This is a genomic window from Pseudomonas sp. G34 (assembly GCF_031119625.1).
Classification (GTDB): domain Bacteria; phylum Pseudomonadota; class Gammaproteobacteria; order Pseudomonadales; family Pseudomonadaceae; genus Aquipseudomonas.
Genome location: NZ_JAVHZV010000029.1, coordinates 442,223 through 467,755, shown reverse-complemented (window position 1 = coordinate 467,755; position 25,533 = coordinate 442,223). Strand labels below are relative to the sequence as shown.

Annotated in this window: 32 protein-coding genes and 3 tRNA genes; 19 read left to right on the top strand and 16 right to left on the bottom strand. The window is 61.1% G+C overall.

Going from position 1 to position 25,533, the window contains the following annotated elements; genetic code table 11:
- Positions 1 to 117 precede the first annotated feature (117 nt).
- Both QYS36_RS20540 and QYS36_RS20535 read left to right on the top strand, forming a co-directional pair.
- Positions 118 to 792, top strand: coding sequence for a DUF305 domain-containing protein (locus tag QYS36_RS20540; RefSeq protein ID WP_308841210.1), 675 nt, complete (start codon positions 118 to 120; stop codon positions 790 to 792).
- Positions 793 to 903: 111 nt separating this feature from the next.
- Positions 904 to 1,584 (top strand): tRNA isopentenyl-2-thiomethyl-A-37 hydroxylase MiaE, encoded by a 681-nt coding sequence (locus tag QYS36_RS20535; protein WP_308841402.1) that lies wholly within the window; start codon positions 904 to 906, stop codon positions 1,582 to 1,584.
- A 41-nt stretch (positions 1,585 to 1,625) separates the two neighbouring features.
- Here QYS36_RS20535 and lpxH read toward each other — a convergent pair whose 3' ends face one another.
- Together lpxH and QYS36_RS20525 are read right to left on the bottom strand one after the other, a co-directional pair.
- Positions 1,626 to 2,348, bottom strand: a complete 723-nt coding sequence (gene lpxH, locus QYS36_RS20530) for a UDP-2,3-diacylglucosamine diphosphatase (protein ID WP_308841209.1) — start codon at positions 2,346 to 2,348, stop codon at positions 1,626 to 1,628.
- Positions 2,345 to 2,839 carry a peptidylprolyl isomerase gene (locus QYS36_RS20525; protein ID WP_308841208.1) on the bottom strand — a complete coding sequence of 165 codons (495 nt, stop codon included), beginning with the start codon at positions 2,837 to 2,839 and terminating at the stop codon, positions 2,345 to 2,347. Before QYS36_RS20525 ends, lpxH begins: the two co-directional genes overlap by 4 nt.
- A gap of 181 nt (positions 2,840 to 3,020) precedes the next feature.
- On the opposite strand from QYS36_RS20525, the gene QYS36_RS20520 reads away from it, so the two are divergent.
- The 3 genes from QYS36_RS20520 (at position 3,021) to QYS36_RS20510 (ending at position 8,098) form a co-directional block, all read left to right on the top strand.
- A complete protein-coding gene (locus QYS36_RS20520; RefSeq protein WP_308841207.1) occupies positions 3,021 to 4,697 on the top strand; it encodes a glutamine--tRNA ligase/YqeY domain fusion protein in 1,677 nt (558 codons plus the stop codon).
- Entirely contained in the window at positions 4,698 to 6,083 is a 1,386-nt protein-coding gene (gene cysS, locus QYS36_RS20515; RefSeq protein ID WP_308841206.1) for a cysteine--tRNA ligase, read from the top strand.
- An 80-nt stretch (positions 6,084 to 6,163) separates the two neighbouring features.
- Positions 6,164 to 8,098, top strand: coding sequence for an ATP-dependent helicase (locus tag QYS36_RS20510; protein WP_308841205.1), 1,935 nt, complete (start codon positions 6,164 to 6,166; stop codon positions 8,096 to 8,098).
- Positions 8,099 to 8,145: 47 nt separating this feature from the next.
- On the opposite strand, the gene folD is transcribed toward QYS36_RS20510, so the two are convergent.
- On the bottom strand, positions 8,146 to 9,000 hold the full coding sequence (gene folD, locus QYS36_RS20505; protein ID WP_308841204.1) for a bifunctional methylenetetrahydrofolate dehydrogenase/methenyltetrahydrofolate cyclohydrolase FolD: 855 nt from the start codon (positions 8,998 to 9,000) through the stop codon (positions 8,146 to 8,148).
- 267 nt (positions 9,001 to 9,267) lie between these two features.
- Here folD and QYS36_RS20500 point away from each other — a divergent pair.
- The 3 genes from QYS36_RS20500 (at position 9,268) to QYS36_RS20490 (ending at position 9,607) form a co-directional block, all read left to right on the top strand.
- A tRNA-Arg gene (locus QYS36_RS20500) sits at positions 9,268 to 9,344 on the top strand.
- Between the two features lie 41 nt (positions 9,345 to 9,385).
- A tRNA-His gene (locus QYS36_RS20495) sits at positions 9,386 to 9,461 on the top strand.
- Between the two features lie 61 nt (positions 9,462 to 9,522).
- Positions 9,523 to 9,607, top strand: a tRNA-Leu gene (locus tag QYS36_RS20490).
- A 132-nt stretch (positions 9,608 to 9,739) separates the two neighbouring features.
- Here the strand turns inward: QYS36_RS20490 and QYS36_RS20485 are convergent.
- The 9 genes from QYS36_RS20485 to QYS36_RS20445 all read right to left on the bottom strand — a co-directional run bounded on the left by QYS36_RS20485 (position 9,740) and on the right by QYS36_RS20445 (position 16,573).
- A complete protein-coding gene (locus tag QYS36_RS20485) occupies positions 9,740 to 10,906 on the bottom strand; it encodes an Arm DNA-binding domain-containing protein (protein ID WP_308841203.1) in 1,167 nt (388 codons plus the stop codon).
- Positions 10,907 to 11,013: 107 nt separating this feature from the next.
- Complete coding sequence (locus QYS36_RS20480; RefSeq protein WP_308841202.1) at positions 11,014 to 11,178, bottom strand: hypothetical protein; 165 nt, start codon at positions 11,176 to 11,178, stop codon at positions 11,014 to 11,016.
- Between the two features lie 165 nt (positions 11,179 to 11,343).
- Positions 11,344 to 11,697 (bottom strand): hypothetical protein, encoded by a 354-nt coding sequence (locus QYS36_RS20475; protein ID WP_111462595.1) that lies wholly within the window; start codon positions 11,695 to 11,697, stop codon positions 11,344 to 11,346.
- A 175-nt stretch (positions 11,698 to 11,872) separates the two neighbouring features.
- The gene (locus tag QYS36_RS20470) at positions 11,873 to 12,694 is read right to left on the bottom strand and encodes a hypothetical protein (protein ID WP_308841201.1); all 822 of its coding nucleotides are present in this window, start codon (positions 12,692 to 12,694) and stop codon (positions 11,873 to 11,875) included.
- 52 nt (positions 12,695 to 12,746) lie between these two features.
- Entirely contained in the window at positions 12,747 to 15,458 is a 2,712-nt protein-coding gene (locus tag QYS36_RS20465) for a toprim domain-containing protein (RefSeq protein WP_308841200.1), read from the bottom strand.
- A gap of 5 nt (positions 15,459 to 15,463) precedes the next feature.
- Positions 15,464 to 15,694: a hypothetical protein gene (locus QYS36_RS20460; RefSeq protein WP_308841199.1), complete on the bottom strand. Its 231-nt coding sequence runs from the start codon at positions 15,692 to 15,694 to the stop codon at positions 15,464 to 15,466.
- A gap of 57 nt (positions 15,695 to 15,751) precedes the next feature.
- Positions 15,752 to 15,964, bottom strand: a complete 213-nt coding sequence (locus QYS36_RS20455; RefSeq protein WP_308841198.1) for a hypothetical protein — start codon at positions 15,962 to 15,964, stop codon at positions 15,752 to 15,754.
- On the bottom strand, positions 15,961 to 16,254 hold the full coding sequence (locus tag QYS36_RS20450) for an ogr/Delta-like zinc finger family protein (protein WP_308841197.1): 294 nt from the start codon (positions 16,252 to 16,254) through the stop codon (positions 15,961 to 15,963). Before QYS36_RS20450 ends, QYS36_RS20455 begins: the two co-directional genes overlap by 4 nt.
- Before the next feature lie 124 nt (positions 16,255 to 16,378).
- Positions 16,379 to 16,573 (bottom strand): hypothetical protein, encoded by a 195-nt coding sequence (locus tag QYS36_RS20445; RefSeq protein WP_308841196.1) that lies wholly within the window; start codon positions 16,571 to 16,573, stop codon positions 16,379 to 16,381.
- On the opposite strand from QYS36_RS20445, the gene QYS36_RS20440 reads away from it, so the two are divergent.
- A complete protein-coding gene (locus QYS36_RS20440; protein ID WP_308841195.1) occupies positions 16,572 to 16,790 on the top strand; it encodes a hypothetical protein in 219 nt (72 codons plus the stop codon). The genes QYS36_RS20445 and QYS36_RS20440 overlap by 2 nt on opposite strands.
- A 4-nt stretch (positions 16,791 to 16,794) precedes the next feature.
- Here the strand turns inward: QYS36_RS20440 and QYS36_RS20435 are convergent, their stop codons facing one another.
- Positions 16,795 to 17,301 carry a YmfL family putative regulatory protein gene (locus QYS36_RS20435; protein ID WP_308841194.1) on the bottom strand — a complete coding sequence of 169 codons (507 nt, stop codon included), beginning with the start codon at positions 17,299 to 17,301 and terminating at the stop codon, positions 16,795 to 16,797.
- Positions 17,301 to 17,513: a DNA-binding protein gene (locus tag QYS36_RS20430; protein WP_308841193.1), complete on the bottom strand. Its 213-nt coding sequence runs from the start codon at positions 17,511 to 17,513 to the stop codon at positions 17,301 to 17,303. Before QYS36_RS20430 ends, QYS36_RS20435 begins: the two co-directional genes overlap by 1 nt.
- 84 nt (positions 17,514 to 17,597) lie before the next feature.
- Here QYS36_RS20430 and QYS36_RS20425 point away from each other — a divergent pair, with 84 nt between their 5' ends.
- From QYS36_RS20425 to QYS36_RS20400, 6 genes are all read left to right on the top strand, one after another.
- Positions 17,598 to 17,939 (top strand): helix-turn-helix transcriptional regulator, encoded by a 342-nt coding sequence (locus tag QYS36_RS20425; RefSeq protein ID WP_308841192.1) that lies wholly within the window; start codon positions 17,598 to 17,600, stop codon positions 17,937 to 17,939.
- A 94-nt stretch (positions 17,940 to 18,033) separates the two neighbouring features.
- A complete protein-coding gene (locus QYS36_RS20420; protein ID WP_308841191.1) occupies positions 18,034 to 18,672 on the top strand; it encodes a BRCT domain-containing protein in 639 nt (212 codons plus the stop codon).
- Positions 18,673 to 18,705: 33 nt separating this feature from the next.
- The gene (locus tag QYS36_RS20415; RefSeq protein WP_308841190.1) at positions 18,706 to 19,254 is read left to right on the top strand and encodes a hypothetical protein; all 549 of its coding nucleotides are present in this window, start codon (positions 18,706 to 18,708) and stop codon (positions 19,252 to 19,254) included.
- A gap of 3 nt (positions 19,255 to 19,257) precedes the next feature.
- On the top strand, positions 19,258 to 19,608 hold the full coding sequence (locus QYS36_RS20410) for a hypothetical protein (RefSeq protein WP_308841189.1): 351 nt from the start codon (positions 19,258 to 19,260) through the stop codon (positions 19,606 to 19,608).
- 181 nt (positions 19,609 to 19,789) lie between these two features.
- Positions 19,790 to 20,680 carry a hypothetical protein gene (locus QYS36_RS20405; RefSeq protein ID WP_308841188.1) on the top strand — a complete coding sequence of 297 codons (891 nt, stop codon included), beginning with the start codon at positions 19,790 to 19,792 and terminating at the stop codon, positions 20,678 to 20,680.
- Between the two features lie 111 nt (positions 20,681 to 20,791).
- Positions 20,792 to 21,289 (top strand): hypothetical protein, encoded by a 498-nt coding sequence (locus QYS36_RS20400; RefSeq protein WP_308841187.1) that lies wholly within the window; start codon positions 20,792 to 20,794, stop codon positions 21,287 to 21,289.
- 287 nt (positions 21,290 to 21,576) lie between these two features.
- Here QYS36_RS20400 and QYS36_RS20395 read toward each other — a convergent pair whose 3' ends face one another.
- Positions 21,577 to 22,521 (bottom strand): aromatic alcohol reductase, encoded by a 945-nt coding sequence (locus tag QYS36_RS20395; protein ID WP_308841186.1) that lies wholly within the window; start codon positions 22,519 to 22,521, stop codon positions 21,577 to 21,579.
- Positions 22,522 to 22,618: 97 nt separating this feature from the next.
- Between QYS36_RS20395 and QYS36_RS20390 the strand changes: the two genes are divergently transcribed.
- Positions 22,619 to 23,053: a helix-turn-helix domain-containing protein gene (locus tag QYS36_RS20390; RefSeq protein ID WP_308841185.1), complete on the top strand. Its 435-nt coding sequence runs from the start codon at positions 22,619 to 22,621 to the stop codon at positions 23,051 to 23,053.
- A gap of 46 nt (positions 23,054 to 23,099) precedes the next feature.
- Here the strand turns inward: QYS36_RS20390 and QYS36_RS20385 are convergent, their stop codons facing one another.
- Positions 23,100 to 23,348, bottom strand: coding sequence for a DUF1654 domain-containing protein (locus QYS36_RS20385; RefSeq protein ID WP_308841184.1), 249 nt, complete (start codon positions 23,346 to 23,348; stop codon positions 23,100 to 23,102).
- Between the two features lie 54 nt (positions 23,349 to 23,402).
- On the opposite strand from QYS36_RS20385, the gene QYS36_RS20380 reads away from it, so the two are divergent.
- The 3 genes from QYS36_RS20380 to QYS36_RS20370 all read left to right on the top strand — a co-directional run bounded on the left by QYS36_RS20380 (position 23,403) and on the right by QYS36_RS20370 (position 25,520).
- Positions 23,403 to 23,840 (top strand): S24 family peptidase, encoded by a 438-nt coding sequence (locus QYS36_RS20380; protein ID WP_308841183.1) that lies wholly within the window; start codon positions 23,403 to 23,405, stop codon positions 23,838 to 23,840.
- Positions 23,841 to 23,842: 2 nt separating this feature from the next.
- Positions 23,843 to 25,108: a Y-family DNA polymerase gene (locus tag QYS36_RS20375; RefSeq protein ID WP_308841182.1), complete on the top strand. Its 1,266-nt coding sequence runs from the start codon at positions 23,843 to 23,845 to the stop codon at positions 25,106 to 25,108.
- A gap of 184 nt (positions 25,109 to 25,292) precedes the next feature.
- Positions 25,293 to 25,520: a DUF1652 domain-containing protein gene (locus QYS36_RS20370; RefSeq protein WP_308841181.1), complete on the top strand. Its 228-nt coding sequence runs from the start codon at positions 25,293 to 25,295 to the stop codon at positions 25,518 to 25,520.
- Positions 25,521 to 25,533 lie beyond the last annotated feature (13 nt).

The window sequence follows — 25,533 nt, the reverse complement described above, 5'->3', positions numbered from 1 at the left end:
CTGTAGCGCCTTTGGCCGTGGCCCGATGAGGCGAGCCGCAGCGGCGGCCGGCAGCTTGACCTTGCCGTCGTGGCAAGGTGTAGGTTCTGACCTCCCATCAATGGTCGAGGATCGTCAATGAAAGCCCAAACCCTAGGTGTACTGCTGGTTGCCGCCACGTCGCTGCTGAGCGCCGGCCTGGCTGCCGCCCAGGAAGCAGCCAATGGGCATGCCGGCGGGCATGCCGCGCACTCCGCCGCGGGGCCGTCGGCAAATGCCGATGCCTCGACGGCCGCCTACCGCGCCGTCAACGAGAAGATGCACAAGGCCATGGCCGTCACGCTGACGGGCAGTGCCGACGTGGATTTCATGCGCGGCATGATCCCTCATCATCAGGGCGCTATCGAGATGGCCAAGGTTGAGCTGCAGTACGGTAGCGACGCCAGGGTGCGCGCCTTGGCCAGCGAGATCATCGCCGCCCAGGACCAGGAGATCGACCTGATGAACAAGTGGCTGGCCAGCAATGCGGCACGCCATGAGGCTGCTGCCGACGCCGCCAGGCGCGCTGAGGTCAAGGCCGCATTCGAGGCGGCCAACCAGCGCATGCACGCTGCCATGGCGGTTGATTTCAGCGGCAATGCCGACCAGGACTTCATGCGCGGGATGATTCCTCACCACCAGGGCGCCATCGATATGGCCAAGGTCGCATTGGCCTACGGCTCCGACCCGCAAGTGCTGAAGCTCGCCAAGCAGGTCATCGCCGCCCAGGAGCAGGAAATTGCCCAGATGAACGCCTGGCTGGAAAACAACTGAGCCGGCCGACCCAGCCACAAGCGGCGCGGGCCGATAGACAGGACGCGCCGCTTTGGCGGCCCTATAATGGCCGGCTTACCACTTAGCCAGCCGCCAGAGCCCATACCCGTGTTGTTTCCAGCCACCGCTCCCGATCAGCCATCACCCAGCCGCCGCAGCGCCACGCCGAGCCTGCCGGAAATCCACGAGTTTCTTGGTTGCCGCACGCCCCAGGCCTGGGTCGATGCTGCCCTGGCCAACCAGGACATCATGCTGATCGACCACAAGAACTGCGAGTTCAAGGCCGCCAGCACGGCGCTGAGCCTGATCGCCAAGTACAGCTGCCACGCCGACCTGATCAACATGATGTCGCGCCTGGCCCGCGAGGAGCTGGTACACCACGAGCAGGTGCTGCGCATCATGAAGCGCCGCAAGATCGGCCTGCGCCCGGTGTCGGCGGCGCGTTACGCGTCAGGGCTGCGCAAGGTGACGCGCAATCACGAACCCTACAAGCTGGTCGACACCCTGGTGGTCGGCGCCTTTATCGAGGCGCGTAGCTGCGAGCGCTTCGAGGCAGTGGTGCCGCACCTGGACGACGAGCTCGGCAAGTTCTACTTCGGCTTGCTGAAAAGCGAAGCGCGGCACTTTCAGGGCTACCTGAAGCTGGCCTACCAGTATGGCGAGGCGGCGGATGTCGATCAGGTCATCGAGCGGGTGAGGGCGGTGGAGCAGGAGCTCATCGAGTCACCCGATACGGAGTTTCGCTTCCACAGCGGCGTTCCGCAGGCGCAGGCGGGCTTCGTCGGCCGATAATTCCCGGCTATCGCTTCGCTCAACGCCGGGTTACCTGGGGTTCATGCCAGGGCGAAGGGGCTCTGGTTGAAGCCGTTGTTGTCGACCTGCAGCGCCCAGCCGTACTTGTCCCAGTCGCCCAACACGATACGCCGCGCCGGTTGGCCATCGACCTGCAGTGCATGCACGTCGGGGCGGTGGGTATGGCCGTGGATCAGCGTCTTGACGCCATATCGGCCCATCACCCGCTGCACTTCAGCAGGCGTGACATCGACGATATCGCTGGCCTTCATGCGCGTCTGCGAGCGGCTTTCCGAACGCAGCTTGCGGGCCAGCTGGTGCCGGGTATTGAGTGGCAGGTTACGCAGGATGAACAGGCTCAGCGGGTTGCGCAGCAGGCGGCGCATCTTCTGGTAGCCGATATCCCGGGTGCACAGGCTGTCGCCGTGCATCAGCAGCACCTTCTCGCCCGCCAGCTCAACGGTATGGGGCTCGCCGAGCAGGGTGCAGCCTGCCTCGCGGCAGAAGGCCTTGCCGAGCAGAAAGTCGCGGTTGCCGTGCATCAGGTAGATGCGTGTGCCGCTGTCGCTCAAGCGCCGCAGCGCCCCGGCGATGCCGTGCTGAAAGGGGCTCATGGCGTCGTCGCCAATCCATACTTCGAAAAAGTCGCCGAGGATGTACAGCGCCTCGGCCTGGCGGGCGCGAGTGTCGAGAAAATGCAAGAACGCCCGGGTGATGTCCGGGCGCTCCTCTTCAAGATGCAGGTCGGAGATCAGCAGGATCACTCGACGATCTCGGCCTTCTCGATGATCACGTCTTCGGCCGGAACGTCCTGGTGGCCGGATTTCATGGTGGTGGAGACGCCCTTGATGGCTTCGACCACGTCCAGGCCTTCGACCACTTCACCGAACACCGCGTAACCCCAGCCCTGCACGGTCTGTGCACTGTGGTCGAGGAAGGTGTTGTCGGCAACGTTGATGAAGAACTGCGCGGAGGCCGAATGCGGCTCCATGGTACGGGCCATGGCCACGGTGCCGGTCTTGTTGGAGAGGCCGTTGTTGGCTTCGTTCTTGATTGGCGCACGGGTCGGCTTCTGCTTCATGCCGGGTTCGAAACCACCACCCTGGATCATGAAGTTGCCGATCACGCGGTGGAACACGGTGCCGTCGTAATGGCCGCTCTTCACGTATTCCTTGAAGTTGGCGACGGTTTCCGGCGCCTTGTCTTCGAACAGCTTGAGGGTGATGACGCCGTGGTTGGTGTTCAGCTTGATCATGTGCTTAATCGCTCTGTCGAGAAAATCGCGGGCCGCTTCAGGCTGACCGGGGCATTAATGCTGCCCGAAGGTCAGTGAGCAGGCACCAAGGCCTGTCAGGGGGTTGACAGCTTGGGCTATGATAAGCGCTTTGTTTTAGTCGGCCTACCCTGTGCCGCAATCCGCACGCGCTAAGGACACCATGAGCAAGCCCACCGTCGAAAAAGCTGCCAACTTCCTGCTGCCCATCGTTCAGGCCGACCTGGACGCTGGCAAGCACGCCAAGATCATCACCCGTTTCCCGCCGGAGCCCAATGGCTACCTGCACATCGGCCATGCCAAGTCGATCTGCCTGAACTTCGGCCTGGCCCAGGAATTCGGTGGCGAGTGCAACCTGCGTTTCGACGACACCAACCCGGCCAAGGAAGACCAGGAATACATCGACGCCATCAAGGCCGACGTCCAGTGGCTGGGCTTCAAGTGGGCAGGTGAAGAACGCTACGCCTCCAACTACTTCGACCAGTTGCACGACTGGGCCGTCGAGCTGATCAAGGCTGGCAAGGCTTACGTCGACGACCTGACCCCGGACGAAGCGCGCGAATACCGCGGCACCCTGAATACCCCCGGCAAGAACAGCCCCTATCGCGAGCGCAGCGTCGAGGAGAACCTCGACCTGTTCGCCCGCATGAAGGCTGGCGAGTTCCCGGACGGCGCCCGTTCCCTGCGTGCCAAGATCGACATGGCCTCGCGCAACATGAACCTGCGCGACCCGATCCTCTACCGCATCCGCCACGCCCATCACCACCAGACCGGCGACAAGTGGTGCATCTACCCGAGCTACGACTTCACCCATGGCCAGTCCGATGCCATCGAAGGCGTGACCCACTCGATCTGCACCCTGGAATTCGAGGATCACCGCCCGCTGTACGAGTGGTTCCTGGCCAACCTGCCGGTGCCGGCGCAACCGCGCCAGTACGAATTCGCCCGCCTGAACCTGAACTACACCATCACCAGCAAGCGCAAGCTCAAGCAACTGGTCGACGAGAAGCACGTCAACGGCTGGGATGACCCGCGCATGTCGACGCTCTCGGGCTACCGTCGCCGTGGTTACACGCCGGCTTCGATCCGCACCTTCTGCGACATGATCGGCGTCAACCGCGCCGGGGGCCTGGTGGATATCGGCATGCTGGAGTTCGCCATCCGCGAAGACCTGGACGCCAACGCCTCGCGCGCCATGTGCGTGCTCAAGCCGCTCAAGGTAGTGATCACCAACTACCCCGAAGGCCAGGTCGAGAACCTGGAGCTGCCGCGTCATCCCAAGCAGGACATGGGCACCCGCATGCTGCCGTTCAGCCGCGAGATCTACATCGACGCCAGCGATTTCGAAGAAACCCCGCCGGACGGCTTCAAGCGCCTGGTGCCAGGCGGCGAAGCGCGCCTGCGCGGCAGCTACGTGATCCGCGCCGATGAAGCGATCAAGGACGCCGCCGGCAACATCGTCGAGCTGCGCTGCAGCTATGACGAGAACACCCTGGGCAAGAACCCGGAAGGTCGCAAGGTCAAGGGCGTGATCCACTGGGTGCCGGCTGCAGGCAGCGTCGAGTGCGAAGTGCGCCTCTATGATCGCCTGTTCCGCTCCGCCAACCCGGAGAAGGCCGGTGAAGATGGCGAGCAGGGCGGCAGCTTCCTCGACAACATCAACCCCGAATCGCTGGTGGTGCTCACCGGCTGCCGCGCCGAGCCGTCGCTGGCCCAGGCCGGCGCCGAGGATCGCTTCCAGTTCGAGCGCGAAGGCTACTTCTGCCTGGACAAGGATTCCAAGCCGGACGCATTGGTGTTCAACCGCACCGTTACCCTGCGCGATTCCTGGGGGCAGTAAATGGCACTGAGCATTTACAACACCCTCAGCAAGGTCAAGGAACCGCTCAAGCCGCTGGTTGGTAATCAGGTGCGCATGTACGTGTGCGGCATGACCGTGTACGACTTCTGCCACATCGGCCATGCCCGGGTGATGGTCGCCTTCGACGTGGTCACCCGCTGGCTGCGTCATCGCGGCTATGACGTGACCTACGTTCGCAACATCACCGATATCGACGACAAGATCATCAAGCGCGCCAATGAAAACGGCGAGCCGTTCGAGGCGCTGGTCGAGCGCATGATCGCGGCGATGCATGAAGACGAAGCGCGGCTGAGCGTGCTGCGCCCGGATCTCGAGCCGCGCGCCACCGGCCATATCGCCGGCATGCACCAGATGATCCAGACCCTGATCGACAAGGGCTATGCCTACGCCCCCGGCAATGGCGACGTGTACTACCGCGTCGGCAAGTTCGAAGGCTACGGCAAGCTGTCGCGTCGCAAGATCGACGAGCTGAAGATCGGCGCGCGCATCGAGGTCGACGAAATCAAGGAGGATCCGCTGGACTTCGTGCTCTGGAAGGGCGCCAAGCCGGGCGAGCCAAGCTGGGATTCGCCCTGGGGCCAGGGCCGTCCGGGCTGGCATATCGAGTGCTCGGTGATGTCCACCTGCTGCCTGGGCGAGACCTTCGACATTCACGGCGGCGGCCCGGACCTGGTGTTCCCGCACCACGAGAACGAGATCGCGCAGAGCGAGGCAGCCACCGGCAAGCAGTACGCCAACGCCTGGATGCACGCCGGCGCGGTGCGCGTGGATGGCGAGAAGATGTCCAAGAGCCTGGGCAACTTCTTCACCATCCGCGAGGTGCTGGAGAAATATCACCCCGAGGTGGTGCGCTACCTCCTGGTGTCCAGCCACTACCGCAGCCCGATCAACTATTCGGAAGAAAGCCTGCGCGAAGCCAAGGGCGCCCTGGAGCGTTTCTACAATGGCCTCAAGGGGCTGCCGGAGGCTCAGCCTGCCGGTGGTGAAGCCTTCGTCGAACGCTTCAGCGCGGCGATGGACGACGATTTCAATTCGCCGGAAGCCTGCGCCGTCTTGTTCGAGATGATCCGCGAGGTCAATCGCCTGCGCGAGTCGGATCTGCAAGCGGCGGCTGGCCTGGCCGCACAGCTCAAGCAGCTGGCCAGCGTGCTCGGCGTGTTGCAGCTCGAACCCGAGGGCTTCCTCCAGGCCGGTGCTGCCGGCAAGGTCGATGCCGCTGAAGTCGAAGCGCTGATCGCCGCGCGGCTGCAGGCCCGTGCCGAGAAGAACTGGGCGGAAAGCGACCGCATTCGCGATCATATTACCGCCCTCGGCGTGGTGCTCGAGGATGGCAAGGGTGGTACCACCTGGCGCCTTGCTGAATAATCGCGCACTACACCCAAAAAGGCCGCGTAAGCGGCCTTTTCATTTCCAGACGCTTACCCCGCAAACGCCACGGAAACCCCATGCTGACCCGCTACAAATTGCTGCTCTCCAACACCCTGGCGCGCTACTTTCCGCGTACCGCCGCTTACCTTGAAGCCGAGAAGCATGCCGCTGCCGAGCGCGCCAAAGCAGTGGCGAAAAAGCCGCTGGTGAAGAAAAAGGCCGCAGCGGCAAAACCCGGGGTAAAGGGGGCTGGTGCCAGTAAAGGCAAAGGAGAACCGGCAACAAAAAAGCCGGTAAGGCGCGCTAGCGCCGGCATCTACTCGGCAGCGGCGATCAAGGTTACCGCGGCCCAGGAGCAGGCGATGCGCGAGACCGTAGCGCGCGCCGCCGCTGCCGGCATCATCGGCGCGCCGTCCGATGAGCAGTGGGCGATGATCCTCTGTCGCCAGCCACTGACGCGCATCTTTGCCGGCGCTGGCTCGGGCAAATCGACGACTCTGGTGCTGCGCGTGGTGTTCATGCTTTGCCACCTGAATGTCGAGCCGCAGCGGCTGACGGTGATCTCCTTCACCAATGCCTCCTGCGCCGAGTTGCGTGAGCGACTGACGAGCGTGCTCGGCTTCTGGCAGTCGCCGGTCGACGCGCAGGCGGTGCGCCAGTGCGTGCGCACCTTCCACTCGGCGATGGGTGTGCTGGCGCGCGAGGTGCTGGGCAATCCCGTCTGGTTCGAGCAGTTGGGCGACAAGCAGGCGTCGGCAAGCGAGCCGGACAATCCCTTGGCCGGCGGGCGTCTGGGCCCCGCGCAAACGCGCCTGCTCAAGGACGCCTACCAGGCCTGCTACGCCGATGACCCGGCGTTTCGCGGCTGGGTTCACGAACTGCTCGGCTCCCAGCCGCCCGATCCGCAAAAGGCCCTGCCCAAGGCGCCGATGCAGCCGTTCAGGTTACCGGGTGAGTTGCACGCCGCTCCCTTGTTCGAGGTGTTTTACGGGCAGGCGGGTTTTATCGAAAGCATCGGCATTCGTATCGAGCAGATGGCCGTGGCAGCGCTGGCCTGCTCGCCAGCCGAGCGAACCTTCCTGCTGGCGCTGCAGGCATTCTGGAAGGCCTTTGCCCAGCAGCTGAGCCAGCAGGGCCTGATGACCTTCAATGGCGCCTTCCAGCAACTGACGCAGCGGCTCGATGAGGGTGATGGGCGCCTGGATGCAGAGAGGCTGGCGAGCTTTTCCCATCTGTTGATCGATGAGTTCCAGGACGTCTCGCCGCAGATCGTGCAATGGCTACAGGCCGTGCACAGGCGCCTGGCCGGCACGGCAACGGCGGTGAGCCTGATGGCCATTGGCGACGACTGGCAGTCGATCTACGGCTGGCGGGGCAGCTCGCCGGAGCTGTTCATGGCCTTCGACCGGCACTTCCCGAGCAAAGGCAGGGGCAAGAGCGCGGTGCTGCTGCTGCAAGCCAACTATCGCTCCGTCGAGCCGGTGATCCGCGCTGCCGAATCGATACTCGGCGAGGTGGCCTTCAAGCAGGACAAGGCGACGGTGGCGATCCGCAGCGCGCCGCCAGGCAGTCATGGGGTGAAGCTGGTAACGCCGTTCGATCTGGCCCGCGATCTGAGCGCGCTGCACAGCGAAATCACGGCGCAATGCGACTATGCGCGTTCGATCGATTCCCGGGAGCGTACCGCCGTGCTATTGCTGGGGCGGCGCAACGACACCCTGAAGGACATACAGGCCGGGCTCGACCGCAAGTTGCCCGTCAAGGCCTATACCATCCACCGTGCCAAGGGTCTGCAGGCCGAGGTGGCGATCATCGTCGACGACTGCCTGCCAACCACGCCCCATCCCTTGCGTAATGCGCTGTACGCCTACTGCGGCTTCTTCGCCAACAACTATGACCAGGCGATGGCGGACGAGAGCTTGCGCCTCGGTTATGTGGCGGTGACCCGCGGCGTCAGCCGGGTGCTGTGGTTCGTGCGCAAGCCCCAGGGCGCCACCCGCGCGCTGAGCTGAAATGAAAACGGCGCCCTATGGACGCCGTTTTCGCAGCGGCAGAGCCGTCAGGCGTGCAGGTGTTCCGCGGCGTGCAGGGTGTTTTCCAGCAGGCAGGCGCGGGTCATCGGGCCGACGCCGCCGGGCACCGGGGTGATCCAGCCGGCGCGGGGCAGGGCGGTTTCATGGACCACGTCGCCGATCAGCTTGCCATCGGCCTGCCGGTTGATGCCGACGTCGATGACGATCGCACCTTCCTTCACCCACTCGCCCTTGACCAGCCCGGGCTTGCCCGCCGCGACCACGACGATATCGGCCTGGCCTACGTGGCCAGCCAGGTCCTTGGTGAAACGGTGAGTGATGGTCACGGTGCAGCCGCCGAGCAGCAGCTCCAGCGCCATCGGCCGGCCAACGATATTCGAGGCGCCCACCACCACGGCGTGCATGCCGTAGAGATCCTGGCCGGTGCTGGCCAGCAGGGTCATGATGCCCTTGGGCGTGCAGGGGCGCAGCAGCGGCATGCGCTGGGCCAGGCGGCCGATGTTATAAGGATGGAAACCGTCCACGTCCTTGTCCGGGCGAATGCGCTCGAGCAGCAGCGAGGCGTCGAGGTGGGCCGGCAGCGGCAACTGCAGCAGAATGCCGTCGATGCTGGCGTCTTCGTTCAGCGAGTCGATCAGGTCGCGCAGGTCATCCTGGCTGGTTTCGGCGCCGAGGTCGTAGGCGCGGGAGATAAAGCCGACTTCCTCGCAATCCTTGCGCTTGTGCGCGACATAAACCTGAGAGGCGGGGTCGCTGCCGACCAGGATCACTGCCAGGCCGGGTGCGCGCAGTCCTTGCTGGCGTCGTTCGGCGACGCGCTGGGCGATCTGCTGGCGGATATTGGCGGCAATCGCTTTGCCATCTATCAGTTGTGCGGTCATTGCGCTTGGTTAACCATCGAAAGGGAGAAAAAAGGACGCGCATTCTCGCATGGCATTAAGGAAGGGCAAAGGCGGCAGAACGCAGATTTGGTGTAACTCCTTTATCTAGCTGAATTTTTTTCGATTTGGGTGTTGACGCCCCTAGGGCGCCTCTATAAGATGCGCACCACTTGGCGAGCACAGCAAGTGACAGGGTAAAGTGGCAACGGCAGCAACGAAAGTCGCCGCACTAGCCGAAGCTTGAAGTCTGCTCTGGTGGATGGATAAGTGCCCGTAGCTCAGCTGGATAGAGCATCCGCCTTCTAAGCGGATGGTCGCAGGTTCGAGTCCTGCCGGGTGCGCCACTAGGTGTGTCGGCACAAGTGAAAAGCAGTAACGCAATATGGTGGGCGTAGCTCAGTTGGTAGAGCACAGGATTGTGGCTCCTGGTGTCGAGGGTTCGATCCCCTTCGTCCACCCCATATTCTGAAAACGCCAGGCCCTTAAAAGCCTGGCGTTTTTGTTTGTAAACAGTATTACCACGCGGACGTGGTGGAATTGGTAGACACACTGGATTTAGGTTCCAGCGCCGCAAGGCGTGAGAGTTCGAGTCTCTCCGTCCGCACCATGTAAGTGGCTGATTTCAAAGGGCTGTAGACCGATCCACCCTGAATTGGGAACGGATTTGGGAACACTTTGGGAACGGCGAACGAAAAAGGCAGCCTGCGAAGGCTGCCTTTTGTCGTTCTGGCGGGGTGATTTACAGCTCCAGGGCGCGCTCTAGGATGCCGATCATGTCGGCGCCGTCGCGGTTGATCCATTTGCCGTAGTGGCGCCAGATCATCGCGGTCGACGTGTGACCCATCTGCTCGGCGATCCAATCCACCGGCACCGCGCCGGTGCTCAGCAGCTGGCTGGCATAGGTGTGTCGGCAGTTGTTCGGGCCGCGGTAGCGCACGCCAACCGCATGCAGGTGCGGCTTCCAGAAGCCCTTGAGCAGCATGTCCGAGCTCGAGTGAGCGGCGCCGGTGGTGGTGCAGTGGAAGACGAACCGCACCGCCTGTCGCTTCTTCGTCTTGTTGTCCCGGTCGGTTACTTCGATTTCCACCGGGCGAACCTTTTCCGTGAATCTGCGCTGGGCCTCCAGCGCCTCCATTGCCGGCCGCAGCAGGCGCACCTCACGTGTTGATCGCCGGGTCTTCGTAACCTTGTAATGGCCGCGCACCTGAGAGCGCCGAAACTTCACCGTGCCGTTCTTCAGGTCTACGTCCTCCCAGGCGAGCGGTATGGCCTCGGACACCCTTGGGCCTGCCCAGATCATGAACTGAGCCAGATTCAGCTCCTGCTGCCGCTCTGAGGGGCCTTGCAGGATGTCTCTGATCTCGCTGCGCGTGAATGGGTCGGCTTCGTCTGGGTCTGGTAGGCGGACGGTCAGGCCTTCGGTAGGGTCGTGAGCTGATCGGTTGCGGGTGCGGTAGATCACATACACCTGCCGCAGGATGTTCAGGATCTCCCGCACCGTCTTGTTGTGCAGCTTGGGCAGTAGCTCCTTCTGCACCCAGGCCTGCAGGTCCAGGTGGTCGATCATGTCGGCCTGGTGTGAGCCCCAGCGTGGCCGGATATGGTTCTCCAGCTTGCTCTTGTAGGTGCGGAAGCCGGACGGCGCCATTTCGTTGCGCTTGATATCCAGCCACAGATCGAGGAAGTGCCCTAGGGTGTTGCCCACCAGCCTGGGTGAGTTGGGGAAATGCCGCGCGTAGCTGAAGGTGCCCGCCGCTATTTCGTAGTTGATGATGCCGACCAGGCGTTCGGCGTTCGCGATCACTGCCTTGGTCGCGGTACCGGGGATTGGCTCACGGCAGAGCTCGCCCTCGTACCTAAAATACACACGCACGCGGTTGCCGCGTACTTCAACGCCGTCTGCCATTGGTGCCTCGAGAAAGCCGAAAAGCCCAGTCTATGGGCCGCAAATGAGTGCGGCCCGTTGCCGGGCCTAGAATGAATTTGACGGTGTTCTAGCTGCGCTACGAATCGCTACCGCGCATAACGGCGGCGTTCCTGCTTGGCCTGTTTCTTCGCGGCTTGCTCGGCCATGTGGGTTTGCCAGTAGGCGTCTTTCATCTTCTGGCGGGTGCGGCTGCACTTGGCGTGTTTGCGGGTGGAGCGGGCTTTGCCGCAGATGTCGCAGATGCTGGACATATCCAGGCGACTGCCGGCGAGTGGGGGCCTGGTGCGCGCTGTTGGTGTGGTAGGCTCTGCGCCGCCGCCTTGGGGTTGACTCACTTGCATGGTGCTTCTCCTTTGGGGTGGTTGGCGTCGGGGGTTGCAGCCCCCGGCGCCGCTCTTTTTCCGGCCTGGCCGGTGTCAGCTGAGGCGGTATTGCTTGCCGTCCTCGATCACGTAGAAATCCACGTCCTTCTTGCGGTACACGCCGCCCACGCCACCGTGCACGATGTAGTCGCCGTAGGGCGCCGCAGCCACGCGCACGGGGAACAACTTGTCGCCCTGGTGGGCGTACTCGCTCGATTTCTTGATCACCGCGTAAAGCTGCTGGCCATAGGGGCGGCAGCCGTCCGGGCCATGGGCCGCTTCAAAACCGAGCCAGGCAGCTCGGGTTTCGACGTTGTAGAACTGCTGGTCTGCAGGGTTGCGCTGCATGTCGTAGCCGCGGGGCTTTGCCCAGTCTTCAAAGGCCATGGCCAGTTCCAGGTTGAGCATGGTGCTTCTCCTTTGGGTGTCGCCCAGGCGTTGCAGCGCCTGGGCGGTTGGGTCAGTGGGTGAGGGCAAGCAGCAGGTCCGGGGTGGCGTTTGCGCCGGCGGCGAGCAGCAGCAGGGCGATGCCGCTGCCGATCAGGGTGGCGATGACGCTGGTTGGGGTTTCGTCGTTCATGGCTCAGTCCTCGACCGGGCCACGGGTGCGGCCGACGGTGTGCCAGGCCATGCCGCGCACCTCGGCCTTGGCGGCGTCGAGGGCGACGGCGGGGACGTGGAACAGGCTGTCGAGGAAGTCGAGCAAGGCGATCAGCTGCGCGTGGTTGCGGGCGTCGCGGATGCTGAGCTCGGTGCTCACCTGGTCGGCCAACTCGAAGGCCAGGGCCTCGGCCTTGCCCATGCAGAAGATGGCCATGTCCTGGTGCGCCTTGACGGTGGCCAGGAAGCCTTCCAGCTCGCTGAGGTGCAGGTCATAAAGGGCCTGCACAGCGGCGCTGCGCTCGTGCGCCTGTTCGGCGCGCTTGAGCTGCACTTGCACGCTGCGCTGTTTGAGGATGTTGGGCCCGGTGCCGACGATGACCAGGGCGCCCCGGAAACGTACCGGCTGGCCGAAGTCGGCACGCATGCCCAGGGACGTGCTGTAGCACTCGCGCAGGGCCTCCCAGTCGAAGTGCTCGCCGCCGTCATCGTTGGCCATGTCGTCGATCACCACCGGTTCGTTCACCGCCTTGGCCAACTGGGCCAGCAGGGCACTGAAGGTGTGGTTGCGGTTGGTGACGCCCTCCGGTTCGGTAACGCCCGACAGCTTCCACAAGTTGTCGACCAGTGTGGTCTTACCGCTGCCGCTGTCACCGTTGATCTGCAGGATGGGGTAGGTGCCCTGCAGGTTGCGAATACGCTCGGCGTGGTAGGCGCCGGCCCACCAGGCCAGGGCGACCAGGCCCTTGGCGCCGAACGCGGTGGTGAACAGCTCCAGCCATTGCGGGGTTTGTTGGTTTTGCATGGTGCTTCTCCTTTGGGGTTGTGTGCCTGGGCGTTGCAGCGCCTGGGCGGGGTTATGCCTTGAACACGCAGCACTTCACGGTGCAGGGGCGTGGGGACATGGGGTTGCGGCTGTTGAAAGCGGCGCGTACGGCGCTGTCGACGGCGCGGTTAGGGTCGAGGCAGGGGCGTGAGCGGCTGAGCTTGAGCAGGGTGCGCAGGGTGGCCACGTCGGCCAGCTTCTGTTTGTGCTCAGCGGCGCGTTCGGCGAATTCGTTGAGGTTGATGGCGATCACGTCCGGCTTTTTGCTGTGGTTCACCACTGGGTCATCACTGAGCGACTGCAGATAGTCGTACACGTCCCAGAAGGTGCGCACTTCGTCCGGGTCGGCGTTGATGGCGCCCTGGCGATCCAGTGCCATGGCCAGCAGCTCTTCGCGGGTGCCACGCAGCTGCTCGTCGGTGATGGGCAACACCAGGCGCAGGGCATCGAGCAGGGCGAGCATCTGCGCGTGGTTCTTGATGATTCGCTCCACGCGGATCTCGCGCATGGCGCGCAGCGTTTGCTCGTGCACCTTCACCTGCTCGCGGAACACCTCCAGCACCTTCTGCTCGGCCTTGGTGGCCAGCAGCAGGAAGTGGCTCACGTCACTGGCCTGCAGGTGGTTGAGGTTGTCCGCCGCAGCGCGGCTTGCACTGGTCACGGTGGGGCGCATGAAGTGCAGCTTGACGATGCGCGTGAGGATGGCCTCGGACGCCGCCACCGTGGCGTTCTGGCTGAACACCAGGGAGGCGCGGAAGGGTGGCGCGTTGGTGTCGTTGCCGCCGTTCTTCACGCCGGTCAGGCCCAGGCCGCGGCCGTTGTAGAGCGGCTTGAACTGGTCGAAGTCGAAGGCCTTGCCCTGGCCACCCTCGGGGTCGCTACGGTCGGCCTCGAGCACCACCACCGGCATGTTGGCCGTTTGGCTCAGCCAGCGGCGCAGACCGGCCTTGGTCATCTTGAGCGGGTCGTCGCCTTCTTCGTCCTGCCTGCCGAGCAGCTTCCAGAGGAACATCAGCAGCGTGGACTTTCCCGCGCCGGCCTCGCCGGTCACCTCCAGGAACGGGAAGGACTGAAATTCGGCGCGGATCTGCTCGGCGAACAGCGAGCCGAACCAGTAGGTCAGGGCCACCAGCCCCTGGGCGCCGAAGCACAGCCACAGCCAGTCGAGCCACTCGGTGCGGTAGTCGTGGGCGTCGCCGTTGATCTCCATGCGGATCGACTTCTGCAGCGTTTTCAGGCGCAGCTTCTTGAACTCGAAGTAATCCTCGGCGTTTACGCGCTCCACCTGGCCGCTGCGCACGGCCAGGTCGCCGAACACGTAGCAACCGTGTTCCTTGCTGTAGCCCACGTAATCAATGGTCTGCACGGTTTTCAGGCCGAACAGCTGGTCGCGCATAATCTTGTCGAGCTGGGCGCCGCTGCCGGTGAACACCGCGCCGGCCGCCATGCCCAGCAGGCGCTTCTTGAACTCGCTGGCGGCCGCCACCTGGCCACCGGTGAAGGTGTTGCGCACGGTGGGTTCGTCGTGCGGGAAGTCGACGCGGAAGTAGTACCAGGACTCGTCCGTCACCTCGTTACGCTGGAAGTACAGCGCTTCGGGGTAGCAGTTGGCGATTTCACTGACGGAGCCGCATTGTTCCAGGGCTTTGTCACGTCGCTGCTTATCGTTGAGCAGCTGATCCTCGTGGTGGTCGGAGGCCTCCAGGTTCTGCATGGCCTTGTTGAATTTGTCCTGATCCAACTTGAACCAGTACAAGCGGTTCTCGAAGGCGAAGTGGAATTCGTAGCGCTTGCGCCAGTCATGCATAAGCATGCCTTTTTCGGCAGCGCTGTCGGCCAGCAGCAGGGAGCCGTGGTAGCGGGCTTCCTCGATGTCGCGGTGGATGCGGTCCGCGCGTTGTTCGGCGTTGTCGATGAATTGCCACCGCTGGTGCAGGTCGTTCCAGTCCACCTTGCGGTCACGCTGCGGGATCTGCGCCGCGCTGCAGCTGTAACCCAGCTCGCGGGCCATAGCAGCATGCTTGCGGATGTAGCGACGCGCCCCGGGCTCGTTGTCCAGCGCCCACACCAGCGTTGGCAGCTTGCCGCCGCGGTTGTGGGCCAGCGCTTTGAGCGACTCGAACGGAAAGGCCCCCGAACTCATGGCCGACACGGCGGCGATGCCATGGTGGGTGAGGGCGATGGCGTCGAAGATGCCCTCGACGATCCACAGCTCCTTCACCGTGAGCAGAGCCACGCTCGGCGGGCACCACCAGTAGCCCTTGGGCGACTTGCCTGGGGCGAAGCGTGCCTTCTGCTTGCCGAAGCGGTGCGGGCGGTCGATCAGCCGTTCCCAGTAGCCGCCGTGCTCCAGGGCGAAGCGCACCGTGGCGCTGCCGGCGCCGGCCTCGCGGCTCCAGAAGTTCTCCTGGGTGTACCAGCCCTTGATCAGCGCCAGGTCGAAGCCGCGGGCGAACTGCAGGTAGCTGTCGGCCGAGGCGTTGGGCGCGGCATCGGTGGCCGGCGCGCGGCTGCTCCAGTCGTCGAACAGATCCTCATACAGCTCTTTGATGTGCCACTGCTCGCCGCACTTGCTCTCGCGGCCGCACTTGATGAACCACGGCTCATCACTGCGCGAATACAGCTCCCGCTTGCCGCAGCTGGGGCATACGCCCTTGCGCAGGTACTTGGTGCCCTTGGCTGGCTGCAGGTTGTATTCGGTTTCCAGCCGGCGCAGCACCTCGGTGCGTACAGCGTTATCCATCGCCTTCACGCGCGTTTCTCCGCCTGGCTCAGCGCAAGCTGTAGCACGCCGATGGTTTGCTTGTGGCCAGCGAGGGCGGGGTAGTCCTGCAGGATGCGCGCGCTACGCAGGCCGGCGGGCACGTCGCGGTATTTATCGTCATACCAGTGCTGCTGGAAGCCCTCACGCAGCTCGCTACGCAGGCGCTGCAGCCAGGCCTCGGCGATAGGGTGGGTCAGCTCGATGTGTACGTGCATGGCGTGCTCCGGGCGCAACTTGCCCAAACCCACGGCGTGGGCTGGGTGAAAACGGGGTTATCGGGTGTGTTGGCTCAGGGCCAGGTGCGCCAGGCGCGGCGCCATGAACAAGGGCACCTCCAGGGCATGCACCAGGTGCAGACAGGTGCGCTCGAACAACTGCGGGTCGCCGCTCAGGTGCTCGGCCTGGTGCTGCTCGATGAAGGCCTGGGCACAGCCCTGCATGCGGGTGCGGTAGTCAGTGGCGTCGATGTGTTCGAGCTGGGTCATACCGCTTCCTCCAGTGCTGCAAGCAGATCCATCTGCTTGGTGGCTTTGGCGTTGTCGCGCAGGGCCTTCATGCGCTCCACCGCCGGGGCGACCGGCAGCACCATCAGCGGCTGTTCAAGGCCGGACGGGCTGAGCTGGTAATCGATCGTTACCGAGCCGCTGAACGTTGCGCCGCAGGCCACGTTCTGGCACTGGTAATACGTGGAGCGGAAGCAAGGTGTTTGCCCCACGCTGGTTCGGATGCGCATGCAACCGTGGCATGCCGGGCATACCAGTTTGTACGTACTCAAGCTGTCTCCCCGCCGCTAATCGCGGCACCGGCTGGGCCGGTTAAGTGGTGACGCATCCCGCGCCTGACTCATGTCCTGTTGCCTGCCCTGGATTCCCCAAGATCAGGCGGTTGTTTCGAGGTGCCTACGCCAACGGTTCTGCTATTTCTGCTGCGATCTGCAGAGGCGCCATCGCGTCTCCTATGGCGATGCGCAACGCTGAACCGTCGTCATCTGGATTGGTGGACTCAACGGTTTGCCGTAGGGTGTCCAGGCGCTGCTGGGCTCTATCCAGTACGCGCTCCAACTGTTTCCGTACATCGTCATTGAGGTAGGTCATGGGGTATCACACGCGTAAGGAAGTTGAGAGGCTGGTCGATCGGCTCGTTGAGCGGCACGACGTGTTGGTAAAGGCCATGAATGGGCGCGAGGAAGAGCGCCTCACAGAGAACGGGCTGCAGCCCCGCATCACCGTAAATGCCGAAGACATCCGCTTCGCTGTTGAGGACGTGGCCACCGCGCTCAAGGAAATACGCTCGCGGCTCGGAAAAGGCTGACCCATCACGGCGTTTCCCCATTACGACTGTGCAGCACGATCACCGCGGTGACTTCGCTGTGGCGTGCGGCGATATGCTGGCGGTGGGCGGCGAGGATGGCTTGCACCTCGGCTTCGCAGATAACGCCGTCGTCCAGCGACTTGGCGATCAGCTGGTCGACCATGCCGCGTAGCTGACTGGTGCTCAGGCCACGGGCGTATAGATCCAGGTTGTCGAGCTCGCCTTGCTCGGGCATGGGCACGAACATGCCGCCGTAGAGGTGGCAGATGTAGTCCGGCAGATGGGCTGTGCCGGCCTGCTGCTCGAGCTGGTGCACCTGGGCGTCGGTCAGCGGTTGGCTGCCGGCGTTCTCGTACAGGTGGTTGTCCAGTTTCTTAAGGGGCAGGCCCAGGCGGGCGGCGGCGGACTCACGGCCGCCCGGGAAGGCGGCGATTACCGCGCTCATGACCTGGCGGCGCGTTTCTAGAACGGCGGCGCTGCGCTTCTGGTTTTTGCTGGGGCTGGTAGCCATTACTGTGCAACCACGGCGGCTTTGATACCCAGTAGAACCGCTGCGCGATGGGCTTCGCCGCGAAGGCATTTCTTCTGGCCGCTCAACACCGCGTAGACAGTGCTGGGGTGCAGGTCATTCTCGACTGCCCATTCTTGGACGGTCTTTCCCGCATTTTCCAGCCGAGCACGTGCAGCTATCCGCGCTTGCTCGCTAGTGATGGCATTAGGCATAGTGCAATTCCGTGCAATTTCGTGTGATGGCAAACGAAGAATGATGCGCGTTCCTGCATTTGTAAATAGCGGAGATGAAAAATATTGCATCTTTCCAAAGAGGCGATCGGCAATCGCCTGCAGATTCAACGTAAGGAGCTCGGGTTTATCCAAGAGCGGTTTGCCGCTGAGCTCTCGATTTCTAAACGCACCCTTGCGGGTTATGAGGCAGGCACCAGCGATATTGGCGCGTCCGTATTGGCTAAGGCTTCGGAGCTTGGTGTCGATGTTCAGTTCGTGGTCACTGGGAAGCACGCATTGGCGGGTGCCGATGCGATCAGCGCCCCAGAGTCAGATCTGCTCGAACACTTTCGGAAACTGCCCGAGGGCGAGCAGGGCTACACCAGGACGATGATTGCAGCGCTGGCCGAAAAGGCCGGGCGCTGAAGTAGGTAGCGGCGACGATAGATTGCCGCACCGGATGTTGTTCGCTGGCCATGGGGGCTGGCGTTTCATTGGATGAAGGGGAGGGAGTGCACCTATGGACTTGCATAGCGAGTTTGAGAACAGCCGTTTTTTCAATTCAGCCCGAATGGACCGCCGCTCAGCCGATGCGCTGGCTGGCCTGGCCGCTGGTATTACCGCAGATGGCGTGGTTTCACTGGAGGAAGCGCAGTTTTTGCAGCGCTGGCTTGAGGCAAACGTCGCCCACCTCGAAGACCCCGTGGTCAACCTCTTGTACCAACGCCTTGACCTGATGCTGCGTGATGGCGTGCTCGATGCCGACGAATCAGCCGACCTATTGCATATCCTGCGTCGTTTCGGTGGCGTAGAGCTGGCCAATACTCTGCCCGAACAGCGTTATGCCGCACCCAATGACCTCCCGTTCAACCACCCGGTGCCCGAATTGGTATGCGAGGGCCGGCTGTTCGTGTTCACCGGCACCATGGCTTATGGGCCTCGCAAGGCCTGCCAGCAACTGGTTGAGGAACGCGGTGGTTTGATCGGTGGCAGCGTGAACAAAAAAACCGATTTTCTAATTGTTGGCAGTATCGGCAATGAGCAATGGCGGCATAGCAGCTACGGGCTGAAGATCATGCGCGCTGTTGAACTTCGCGACAGCGGCGTGCCATTGGCGATATTGGGTGAGCAGCACTGGTCGCGAGCGGTGCTCGGCTAAATGCGAATAAATAAACTTTGGAGAATGGCATTGGTGCTCGTAGCTCTGATGCTAACCGTGCCTTTGGTTTCGTATTTCATTGCAATATCTGAGCTAAGCGATTTTACCCTTAAACTTATTTCAATAATTGGTACCGTCGGCTCAATCGCAGGATTGTTATACACCATCGTCCAGATATCACTGATTAGACGAGAGTCAGAGGTTATATCTAGAACTGCTAGCGCCACAAAGGAGCAGGTTTTACTTCTCTCATGTGTGGCTGACTGGGCAAGAGGGATAAAGGTTGCTCAGGAAATACAAAATCACTGCCGAAATAGGAAGCGAGAAATAGCCATTCCTAGGATTCAGGAATTAAAGCAGATTCTCTACGACATTGCCCACTCGTCCGATCAAAGTATTAAGTCTGAACACTCAGAAAGTGCAGGGGATCAAATACTCCTGTTGAATGTTGTTATTAATGGTTTTGAGAAGGCCCCGACTGGCAAGATGAGCAGTGATGAAATTGCAAGCGTAAACGAAATGCTTGAGAAAACGATCGACTTACTCTCTGTAATACAGAGCATGACCAAGAATAAGGGGTGATTTATGGATGATAGAATCAAGGATCTCATAGCCAAGCTTACAATGAAAACTGCAGATTCATCACTAGATTGGGCTAAAACGTCTAGGGATAACGAGTTTATATGTAAAATTGGCAATACATCGGTGACTGTTGATCGGTACTACTACGCGGATGAGTGGGATGGCAGCGATGGCACCATAATTGATATATGTATTTTGAACAAGCAAGGTGAGCAGATTGATCGTCATTATTCAGTGGAAAATAATTCCAACGAATATAGTATCCTATCGGCGCTTCATAGTGCCGCACATAGGCGGTATCACAAAATTGACGACATTATCAATGGTTTAATTTCTGACTTGGATTTGATTTAGCCTTATTTTAAATAAGGACTTAGATAAAAGGCCCTAGTTCGTTAATTGTTACTGGTGCAGTTATATCGGAGAATAAGGCGGGCGGATTTATTTGTCGCTACCCGGGAAGTGGAAAGCAATAAATTTTTGATTCAGCACAAACTAAATGGCAGCTTTCATTGTTATGGCAATAGGCTAATTAATGAGCTTTAGTGAATATCTTGCTTCTTTAAATGGTTATGTGCAAGAACGGCTCAGTAGTCCGCTTCTGCTTTCATTCGCACTTTCATGGGCTGCATGGAATTACAAAATATTCTTTGTGCTTTTCTCGGAGCTAGAGCCTGCTGAAAAATTTGATTTCATGCGGCAGTTATACCGTATGCCTTCTGCTCTGTTAGAGGGTGCATTGCTCTATCCTGCGGTCTCTGCACTTGCGTTTGTAATCGCATATCCATTTATTTCTAGGGAGATTTTAAAGTACAGCATTTGGCAAGATGGCCTTACCAGGAAGGTTAAGGCAAAGGCTGCTGAGGGTAGGATATTGCTACCCGACGAAGCGAAGCAGCTACATGAACACTATCAAGCGATCATTCGAGGGCTTGAGTCCGAGGTTGAACGTAAATCTGAGCAATCAGATAAATCTAAAGTTGCGCTCGAGAAAGCAGAAGCCTTAATTGTAGAAGGGAAGTTGGCTATTCAGAAATTGACAAGCGAGCGGGCTGATCAGGTTGATGAGCTTAATAAAGACTACGATATCCTGCAGCAAGCCCATGAGGAACTTAATGCGAAGCATAACTCAAACGCCGCTTTACTTGCGGACGCAATGAGCCAGGCTGCGATGTTGGAGAGGTTGCTTGGGCGTGAGAAAGACAAGGTTGTGAGCCTGACATCTGAGCTGGAAGCGACAAAGCAACACGTCGAAACTTTGATGCACTCAGTCCCACAGAGACAAATTTTTTCACTTGATAAGGGTTTGGGTATGGGGTTGGGGCCAGTAGTAGAGCCAAACTTATTGAAAGGTCTTCAGGATCTCGCAGACCGCTACACCTCGCAACCAAATATCTTAGAAAAAAATAAGGAAGATGATTCCTGATGCACAGTGCAGCCACTTATAATCGACGGCAGTTCCTTAATTAAGGCGAGGTTCTAAGTTCATCTACACTCTAAGCTGCCAGGACGGCGCGACTCACGAAAGGACTCTCTCATGTCACGCACAAATATCGTCATCTCCAGCTTACTAACCGCGCTTGTTACGGCCTACGCCACAACGTGGTTCCTCAATTCCAACTCCATCGAGCATCCCGTCGTTACCGTTCCGCCGCTGTGGATCGAGCAGGAGGCCGGGCAGCTGGTGGCGTTCGGCGGCTGGGCGGCTGAGCACGGCTATAGCCTGCCAGGCCGCAGCGCGGTGGAGATTCGCTGCTACCGCGATAAGCAGCTTTGCACCGAGGCATTCGCCAATGTGCACCACCACGACGAAGGCGCCGACCTGGAAGCCGAAACCTACCTCTACACCGTGACCGACTGGACGGACGAACGCCTGCAGGCCACCGCCAGCATGGCCGAAGGCTGCCTGGAGCGCCGCCTCGAACTCTTCCTGGACGAGCCCGGCGGCACGCTGGAGTGGGAACCCACCGAGGATTGCGAAGAGGGCGACACCGGCAACGCCGTGCTGATCGGCGATGAGGTGCCACTCGGGTAGAAACCACGCCGTCACATGGCGAGGCTGCACGCTCCACTGCACAACATGGAGCATGCAGAACGATGAGAGATGGGAAAGGGGCTGAGGGTCGTCAACCAGGCTGCGAGGTTGCCCAGCTCGATAAGGAACCACTGACACCGACCGAGCGGATGCTGATCCGCTTCTACCGGCAACTGGACGAAGGCGAGCAGGCCTTTATGCGCCGCGCGATCGAGGCGATGGCCGTCCATAAGGCGAGGCGGTAATAGAAAACCCCGGCCAGGTGCCGGGGTGTTTGTTGGGGTTACCTACTTTCTGCCGGGAAGATTTGCCTTGGCCCACTGCTCTGCAGTGGTAACTGGAATGGACTGCTGTTCATTGAACGTCTCGGCTTTGGGCCAAGACACACCTCGGCCTTGCGCGAACACAGCGCGGTATTTCTTGATGTGGTGGGTGGGATCTTTCTGAAGTTCGTCGAGCAGTTGTGGAACCGTCCATACGTTGCGCTTGAACGGGCGGCCGAGCACACGCTCGAGGATGCCTGCTACTTCGCCGTACTGCACTGTATCGCCGGACAGGTAGACAATTTCATTGCGGAAGCGCGGCTCGAAGAACACGATTTCCGCTGTGAGCTTACCGATGTCGTCCGGTGTGGTCAGGGTCACGCTGTTATCAAGGCCGCCTAGGGCGTTCACGGTATCGTTTTCGAAGTCCACAACCTCAAAAACAGGCTCGAAAAGGAAGCTGGTGAACATGCCCGTGGAGATGATTACCCACTCCGTTTTGTCCTGGGCGCGCAGCAGCTCGCGCACGTCGAGTTGGGCGTCAAACAGATCCTGAGGACTGCCCCGGCCAATTACCTCGAAGTCAACGCCGAACTGCCATGGGAAGTAGCGCCTAACACCAGATTTGAGGGCTGCTGTTGCCAATTTCATGGGTGTTTCGCGGCCGGCGACCATTCCTGCGCAGCCAATCACGGTGTCGAACCGTGCGAAAATCTCAGCCAGCTGATCGATCGAGTCATTCACTAGGTCCGCAGGGATCATGTGGATACCTAGGCCTTTGAGCTCGTCGATTTCTAACTTCTTCTCCGACGCATCGGTGTTAATGGTTGAGTCCCTCAGCAGGACACTGATTTTGGAGCCAGGCACACGCTTTGCCACGCGCGCGAGATTGCGCAGAACGGGAAGGCCAAGCTCACCAGCGCCGAGTACAAGGATCGATTGGGGAGAGGGTTGGGTCGCTGTAGTCATGATTTCTCCTGAGACCGGTTGGCGAATAAGATGGGCAAATGCTGTCACGATCCAGCAACACTCGTAAGAAGGCACACGTGTGATACCAGGTGTAGAAATGACCGATCAGGAAGCGCTCAGACAGGCAGAGATGATCTGCCAAACGCTTAGGGAGGATGACGACGGCGTCAGGCGGGAGGTGCTCGCACACGCTGGTAGCCGTTGGTCACTGGGCATTCTGCATGCCCTAGGCGTGTACGGAACGATGCGCCACGCTGAGATAAAGCGGCAGATGGCGGGCGTGACTCAGCGAATGCTGACGAAGACCCTCCGCTCAATGGAACGCGATGGCCTGGTGATTCGCCGAGAGTTCGGCGAAATTCCCCCACGTGTTGAGTACGAACTCACACCGCTTGGGATGGGGCTGCTGGTACGCATGTCTCCCATATGGACGTGGGTCGTTGAGAACGTGGAGGACTTCCGAAAAGCGCGGCGTAACTTCGACAGCCAGGATGGCAAGAAACCTTTTTGGCAGAGTCCTCCAGCAGAGTGACTATCGCTTATACATGCACCGGCCAACTGCCGGTTTCTTATGGGGCTCAATCTTCCTTCGGCACCGTCCAGAACAGCTGCACACCATCGTCGCGCCAGGCGATGGTGACGTTGTCGTTCTCGCTGATCTCATCGAGGATCCGCGACCAGTCGTCCGGGCTGTCGCCCTCGGCGCGGAGCAATACCGCTGATCGGGATTTTTGCGCGGCCGGTGAGTTGATAACCCGCTGAACTCGGGCTCCGAGCAGCTCGTAGGTGTTGGGAGAGGCTGCCGTTCGGGAGTTGCCTTTTGCCATGATGGGGATGCCTCGATTACTGTATGTGCATACAGTAATCCGAGAATTACCCCCATGTCACTCACCATTCTGGGCCGCAACCAGCGGCTCGCCCACCTGTTGCCCGAAGCCAAGGAACTGCGCATCACGGGCTTTCAATCCCCTGCCGAGGACGAGAAGGAAGAGGGCCTTTCACTCGACGCGCTGACCAGCCTGGGGGCGCCCCATGTGTGGGTGGTACGGGTGGAGGATGACAGCCTGATCGGCTTTGGCATGTACCCCGGCGACCGGCTGGTGGTTGACCGCGGCACCATCACCAAGCGCGAGCAATACGTGGTGGTCGACCTTGAGGACGATGGTTGCTACCGCGTGCGCCTGATGATCGATGACGGTAACGGCAACCTGGTGCTGCGCGCGCCCAGCCGCTTTACCCCGGACATCAACCTCGAATACGAAGAGTGCGTGCAGATCTGGGGCGTAGTGCGCTGGGTGATCAGCTACGTGGGGCGCTGAGCATGAACCAGGTATTCGCACTGATCGACTGCAACAGCTTCTACTGCAGCTGCGAGCGCATCTGCCAGCCGGCCCTGAAGCACAAGCCCGTGGTCGTGCTCTCGAATAACGACGGCTGCGTGATCGCCCGCACGGCGGAAGTGAAGGCCCTGGGCATTCCCATGGGGGCGCCGTACTTCAAGGTACGGGACCAGTTGCGCGCCGGCGGGGTGGTGGTGCGATCGAGCAACTACACGCTGTACGCGGACATCAGCAACCGGGTGATGCGCACCATCCGCGATATGGTGCCGGGTATCGAGGTGTACAGCGTTGACGAGTGCTGGGCCGACCTGACCGGCATCGCTGACCTGGACAGCCTCGGCCGCCAGGTGCGGGCGCGCCTGCTGCGCGATATCGGCATGCCGGTGGGTGTGGGCATCAGCACCACGAAGACGCTGGCCAAGCTTGCGAACTGGGCGTCAAAGAAGTGGCCGGCCACCGGCGGCGTGGTCGACCTGACCGACCCGGCCCGCCAGGCCAAGCTGTTGCGCATCGCGCCAGTGGACGAGGTGTGGGGCATCGGCCGGCGCCTGGCGCCCCAGCTGCAGGCCCTGGGCATCAAAACCGCGTGGGACTTGGCGCACTTCGACGTCGCTACCCTGCGTAAGCAGTTCGGGGTGACCCTGGAACGCACCGCGCGCGAGCTGCGTGGGGTGAGCTGCCTGGACTTCAACGATGGCCCGCCGCCGAAACAGGCCATCTGCTCGAGCAAAATGTTTGGCGAGAAGCTCGAAGACCTGGCGCCGATTCGTGAGGCCCTGGCCACCTACGTGACGCGGGCGGCCGAGAAGCTGCGCAGCCAGCAGAGCCTGTGCGGAGCGATCCAGATCGGGCTCAAGACGCAGATCCACAACCCTGAGCTGCCGCGCTACGCCAATGCACTGACCGTGGCGCTGCCTGTGCCCACCGATGACACGCGGGACATTCTGGCGCCGGCGCTGCGCGCCCTGGACGCGATCTACCGGCCGGGCTTCGCGTACTCGAAATGCTCGATTCTGCTGATGGATTTGAGCCAGCGCGGTGAGGTGACGGCGGATCTGTTCGCTCCGGCAGCCCGGGCCGGCAGTGACCGGGTGATGGCGGCGGTGGATGCGATCAACAGGCGGGAGGGCGCCGGCACCCTGCGGCTTGGCCGGGTGCCGGTTGACCCCTGGTGGGGTATGAAGCGGGAGATGAAGAGCCGGTGTTACACGACCAGGTGGGACGAGGTGATTGGGGTGAGAGGCTGAACGTTGGATTAATCAGAAGGGTATAGGTGGCCAGTATTATTCATAAAGCGATAGATGTTCGTTGCTACACAAAAAGTTATAAGGCAAAGAGGTACAAAGTCATTCATACTCCTGCGCGTTTTTTCGCCGCCTTCGGCCTTTCTCACGAAAGTGGGGCCCCTCAGAGTGTCAGCTCATGATGTCAATGCTGCAGCAGCGCCAGCTGATCGAGGCCTCATTCGTGCCCTACATCTGCAAATGCACTATTTCGACAGAAGGGTTCGTGTCCATCCGCGTAAGCGACCCCAATACTGAGGCCGTGCTGCTCAATCTGACAGGTATTTCCAGCAGCCAGCTGATGAGCTGGAGTTCCATCAGCGCCTTTGTCGAAGGCTTGCATCGCGAGTTGGACAGGATGAAGAGCGAGCGCTGAGCAGCGCTCTGGT

Bases quoted from the DNA above. Each gene is read 5' to 3' on its own strand.
- QYS36_RS20390 (WP_308841185.1), top strand. From the start codon at position 22,619: ATGACCGATCAGGAAGCGCTCAGACAGGCAGAGATGATCTGCCAAACG.
- cysS (WP_308841206.1), top strand. From the start codon at position 4,698: ATGGCACTGAGCATTTACAACACCCTCAGCAAGGTCAAGGAACCGCTC.
- folD (WP_308841204.1), bottom strand. From the start codon at position 9,000: ATGACCGCACAACTGATAGATGGCAAAGCGATTGCCGCCAATATCCGC.
- QYS36_RS20405 (WP_308841188.1), top strand. From the start codon at position 19,790: ATGAGCTTTAGTGAATATCTTGCTTCTTTAAATGGTTATGTGCAAGAA.
- QYS36_RS20540 (WP_308841210.1), top strand. From the start codon at position 118: ATGAAAGCCCAAACCCTAGGTGTACTGCTGGTTGCCGCCACGTCGCTG.
- QYS36_RS20470 (WP_308841201.1), bottom strand. From the start codon at position 12,694: ATGCAAAACCAACAAACCCCGCAATGGCTGGAGCTGTTCACCACCGCG.
- QYS36_RS20410 (WP_308841189.1), top strand. From the start codon at position 19,258: ATGGATGATAGAATCAAGGATCTCATAGCCAAGCTTACAATGAAAACT.
- QYS36_RS20435 (WP_308841194.1), bottom strand. From the start codon at position 17,301: ATGGCTACCAGCCCCAGCAAAAACCAGAAGCGCAGCGCCGCCGTTCTA.
- QYS36_RS20400 (WP_308841187.1), top strand. From the start codon at position 20,792: ATGTCACGCACAAATATCGTCATCTCCAGCTTACTAACCGCGCTTGTT.
- QYS36_RS20520 (WP_308841207.1), top strand. From the start codon at position 3,021: ATGAGCAAGCCCACCGTCGAAAAAGCTGCCAACTTCCTGCTGCCCATC.
- QYS36_RS20445 (WP_308841196.1), bottom strand. From the start codon at position 16,573: ATGACCTACCTCAATGACGATGTACGGAAACAGTTGGAGCGCGTACTG.
- QYS36_RS20380 (WP_308841183.1), top strand. From the start codon at position 23,403: ATGTCACTCACCATTCTGGGCCGCAACCAGCGGCTCGCCCACCTGTTG.
- QYS36_RS20455 (WP_308841198.1), bottom strand. From the start codon at position 15,964: ATGACCCAGCTCGAACACATCGACGCCACTGACTACCGCACCCGCATG.
- QYS36_RS20475 (WP_111462595.1), bottom strand. From the start codon at position 11,697: ATGCTCAACCTGGAACTGGCCATGGCCTTTGAAGACTGGGCAAAGCCC.
- QYS36_RS20375 (WP_308841182.1), top strand. From the start codon at position 23,843: ATGAACCAGGTATTCGCACTGATCGACTGCAACAGCTTCTACTGCAGC.
- QYS36_RS20370 (WP_308841181.1), top strand. From the start codon at position 25,293: ATGCTGCAGCAGCGCCAGCTGATCGAGGCCTCATTCGTGCCCTACATC.
- QYS36_RS20480 (WP_308841202.1), bottom strand. From the start codon at position 11,178: ATGTCCAGCATCTGCGACATCTGCGGCAAAGCCCGCTCCACCCGCAAA.
- QYS36_RS20395 (WP_308841186.1), bottom strand. From the start codon at position 22,521: ATGACTACAGCGACCCAACCCTCTCCCCAATCGATCCTTGTACTCGGC.
- QYS36_RS20420 (WP_308841191.1), top strand. From the start codon at position 18,034: ATGGACTTGCATAGCGAGTTTGAGAACAGCCGTTTTTTCAATTCAGCC.
- QYS36_RS20465 (WP_308841200.1), bottom strand. From the start codon at position 15,458: ATGGATAACGCTGTACGCACCGAGGTGCTGCGCCGGCTGGAAACCGAA.
- QYS36_RS20385 (WP_308841184.1), bottom strand. From the start codon at position 23,348: ATGGCAAAAGGCAACTCCCGAACGGCAGCCTCTCCCAACACCTACGAG.
- QYS36_RS20440 (WP_308841195.1), top strand. From the start codon at position 16,572: ATGGGGTATCACACGCGTAAGGAAGTTGAGAGGCTGGTCGATCGGCTC.
- QYS36_RS20510 (WP_308841205.1), top strand. From the start codon at position 6,164: ATGCTGACCCGCTACAAATTGCTGCTCTCCAACACCCTGGCGCGCTAC.
- QYS36_RS20485 (WP_308841203.1), bottom strand. From the start codon at position 10,906: ATGGCAGACGGCGTTGAAGTACGCGGCAACCGCGTGCGTGTGTATTTT.
- QYS36_RS20525 (WP_308841208.1), bottom strand. From the start codon at position 2,839: ATGATCAAGCTGAACACCAACCACGGCGTCATCACCCTCAAGCTGTTC.
- QYS36_RS20430 (WP_308841193.1), bottom strand. From the start codon at position 17,513: ATGCCTAATGCCATCACTAGCGAGCAAGCGCGGATAGCTGCACGTGCT.
- QYS36_RS20460 (WP_308841199.1), bottom strand. From the start codon at position 15,694: ATGCACGTACACATCGAGCTGACCCACCCTATCGCCGAGGCCTGGCTG.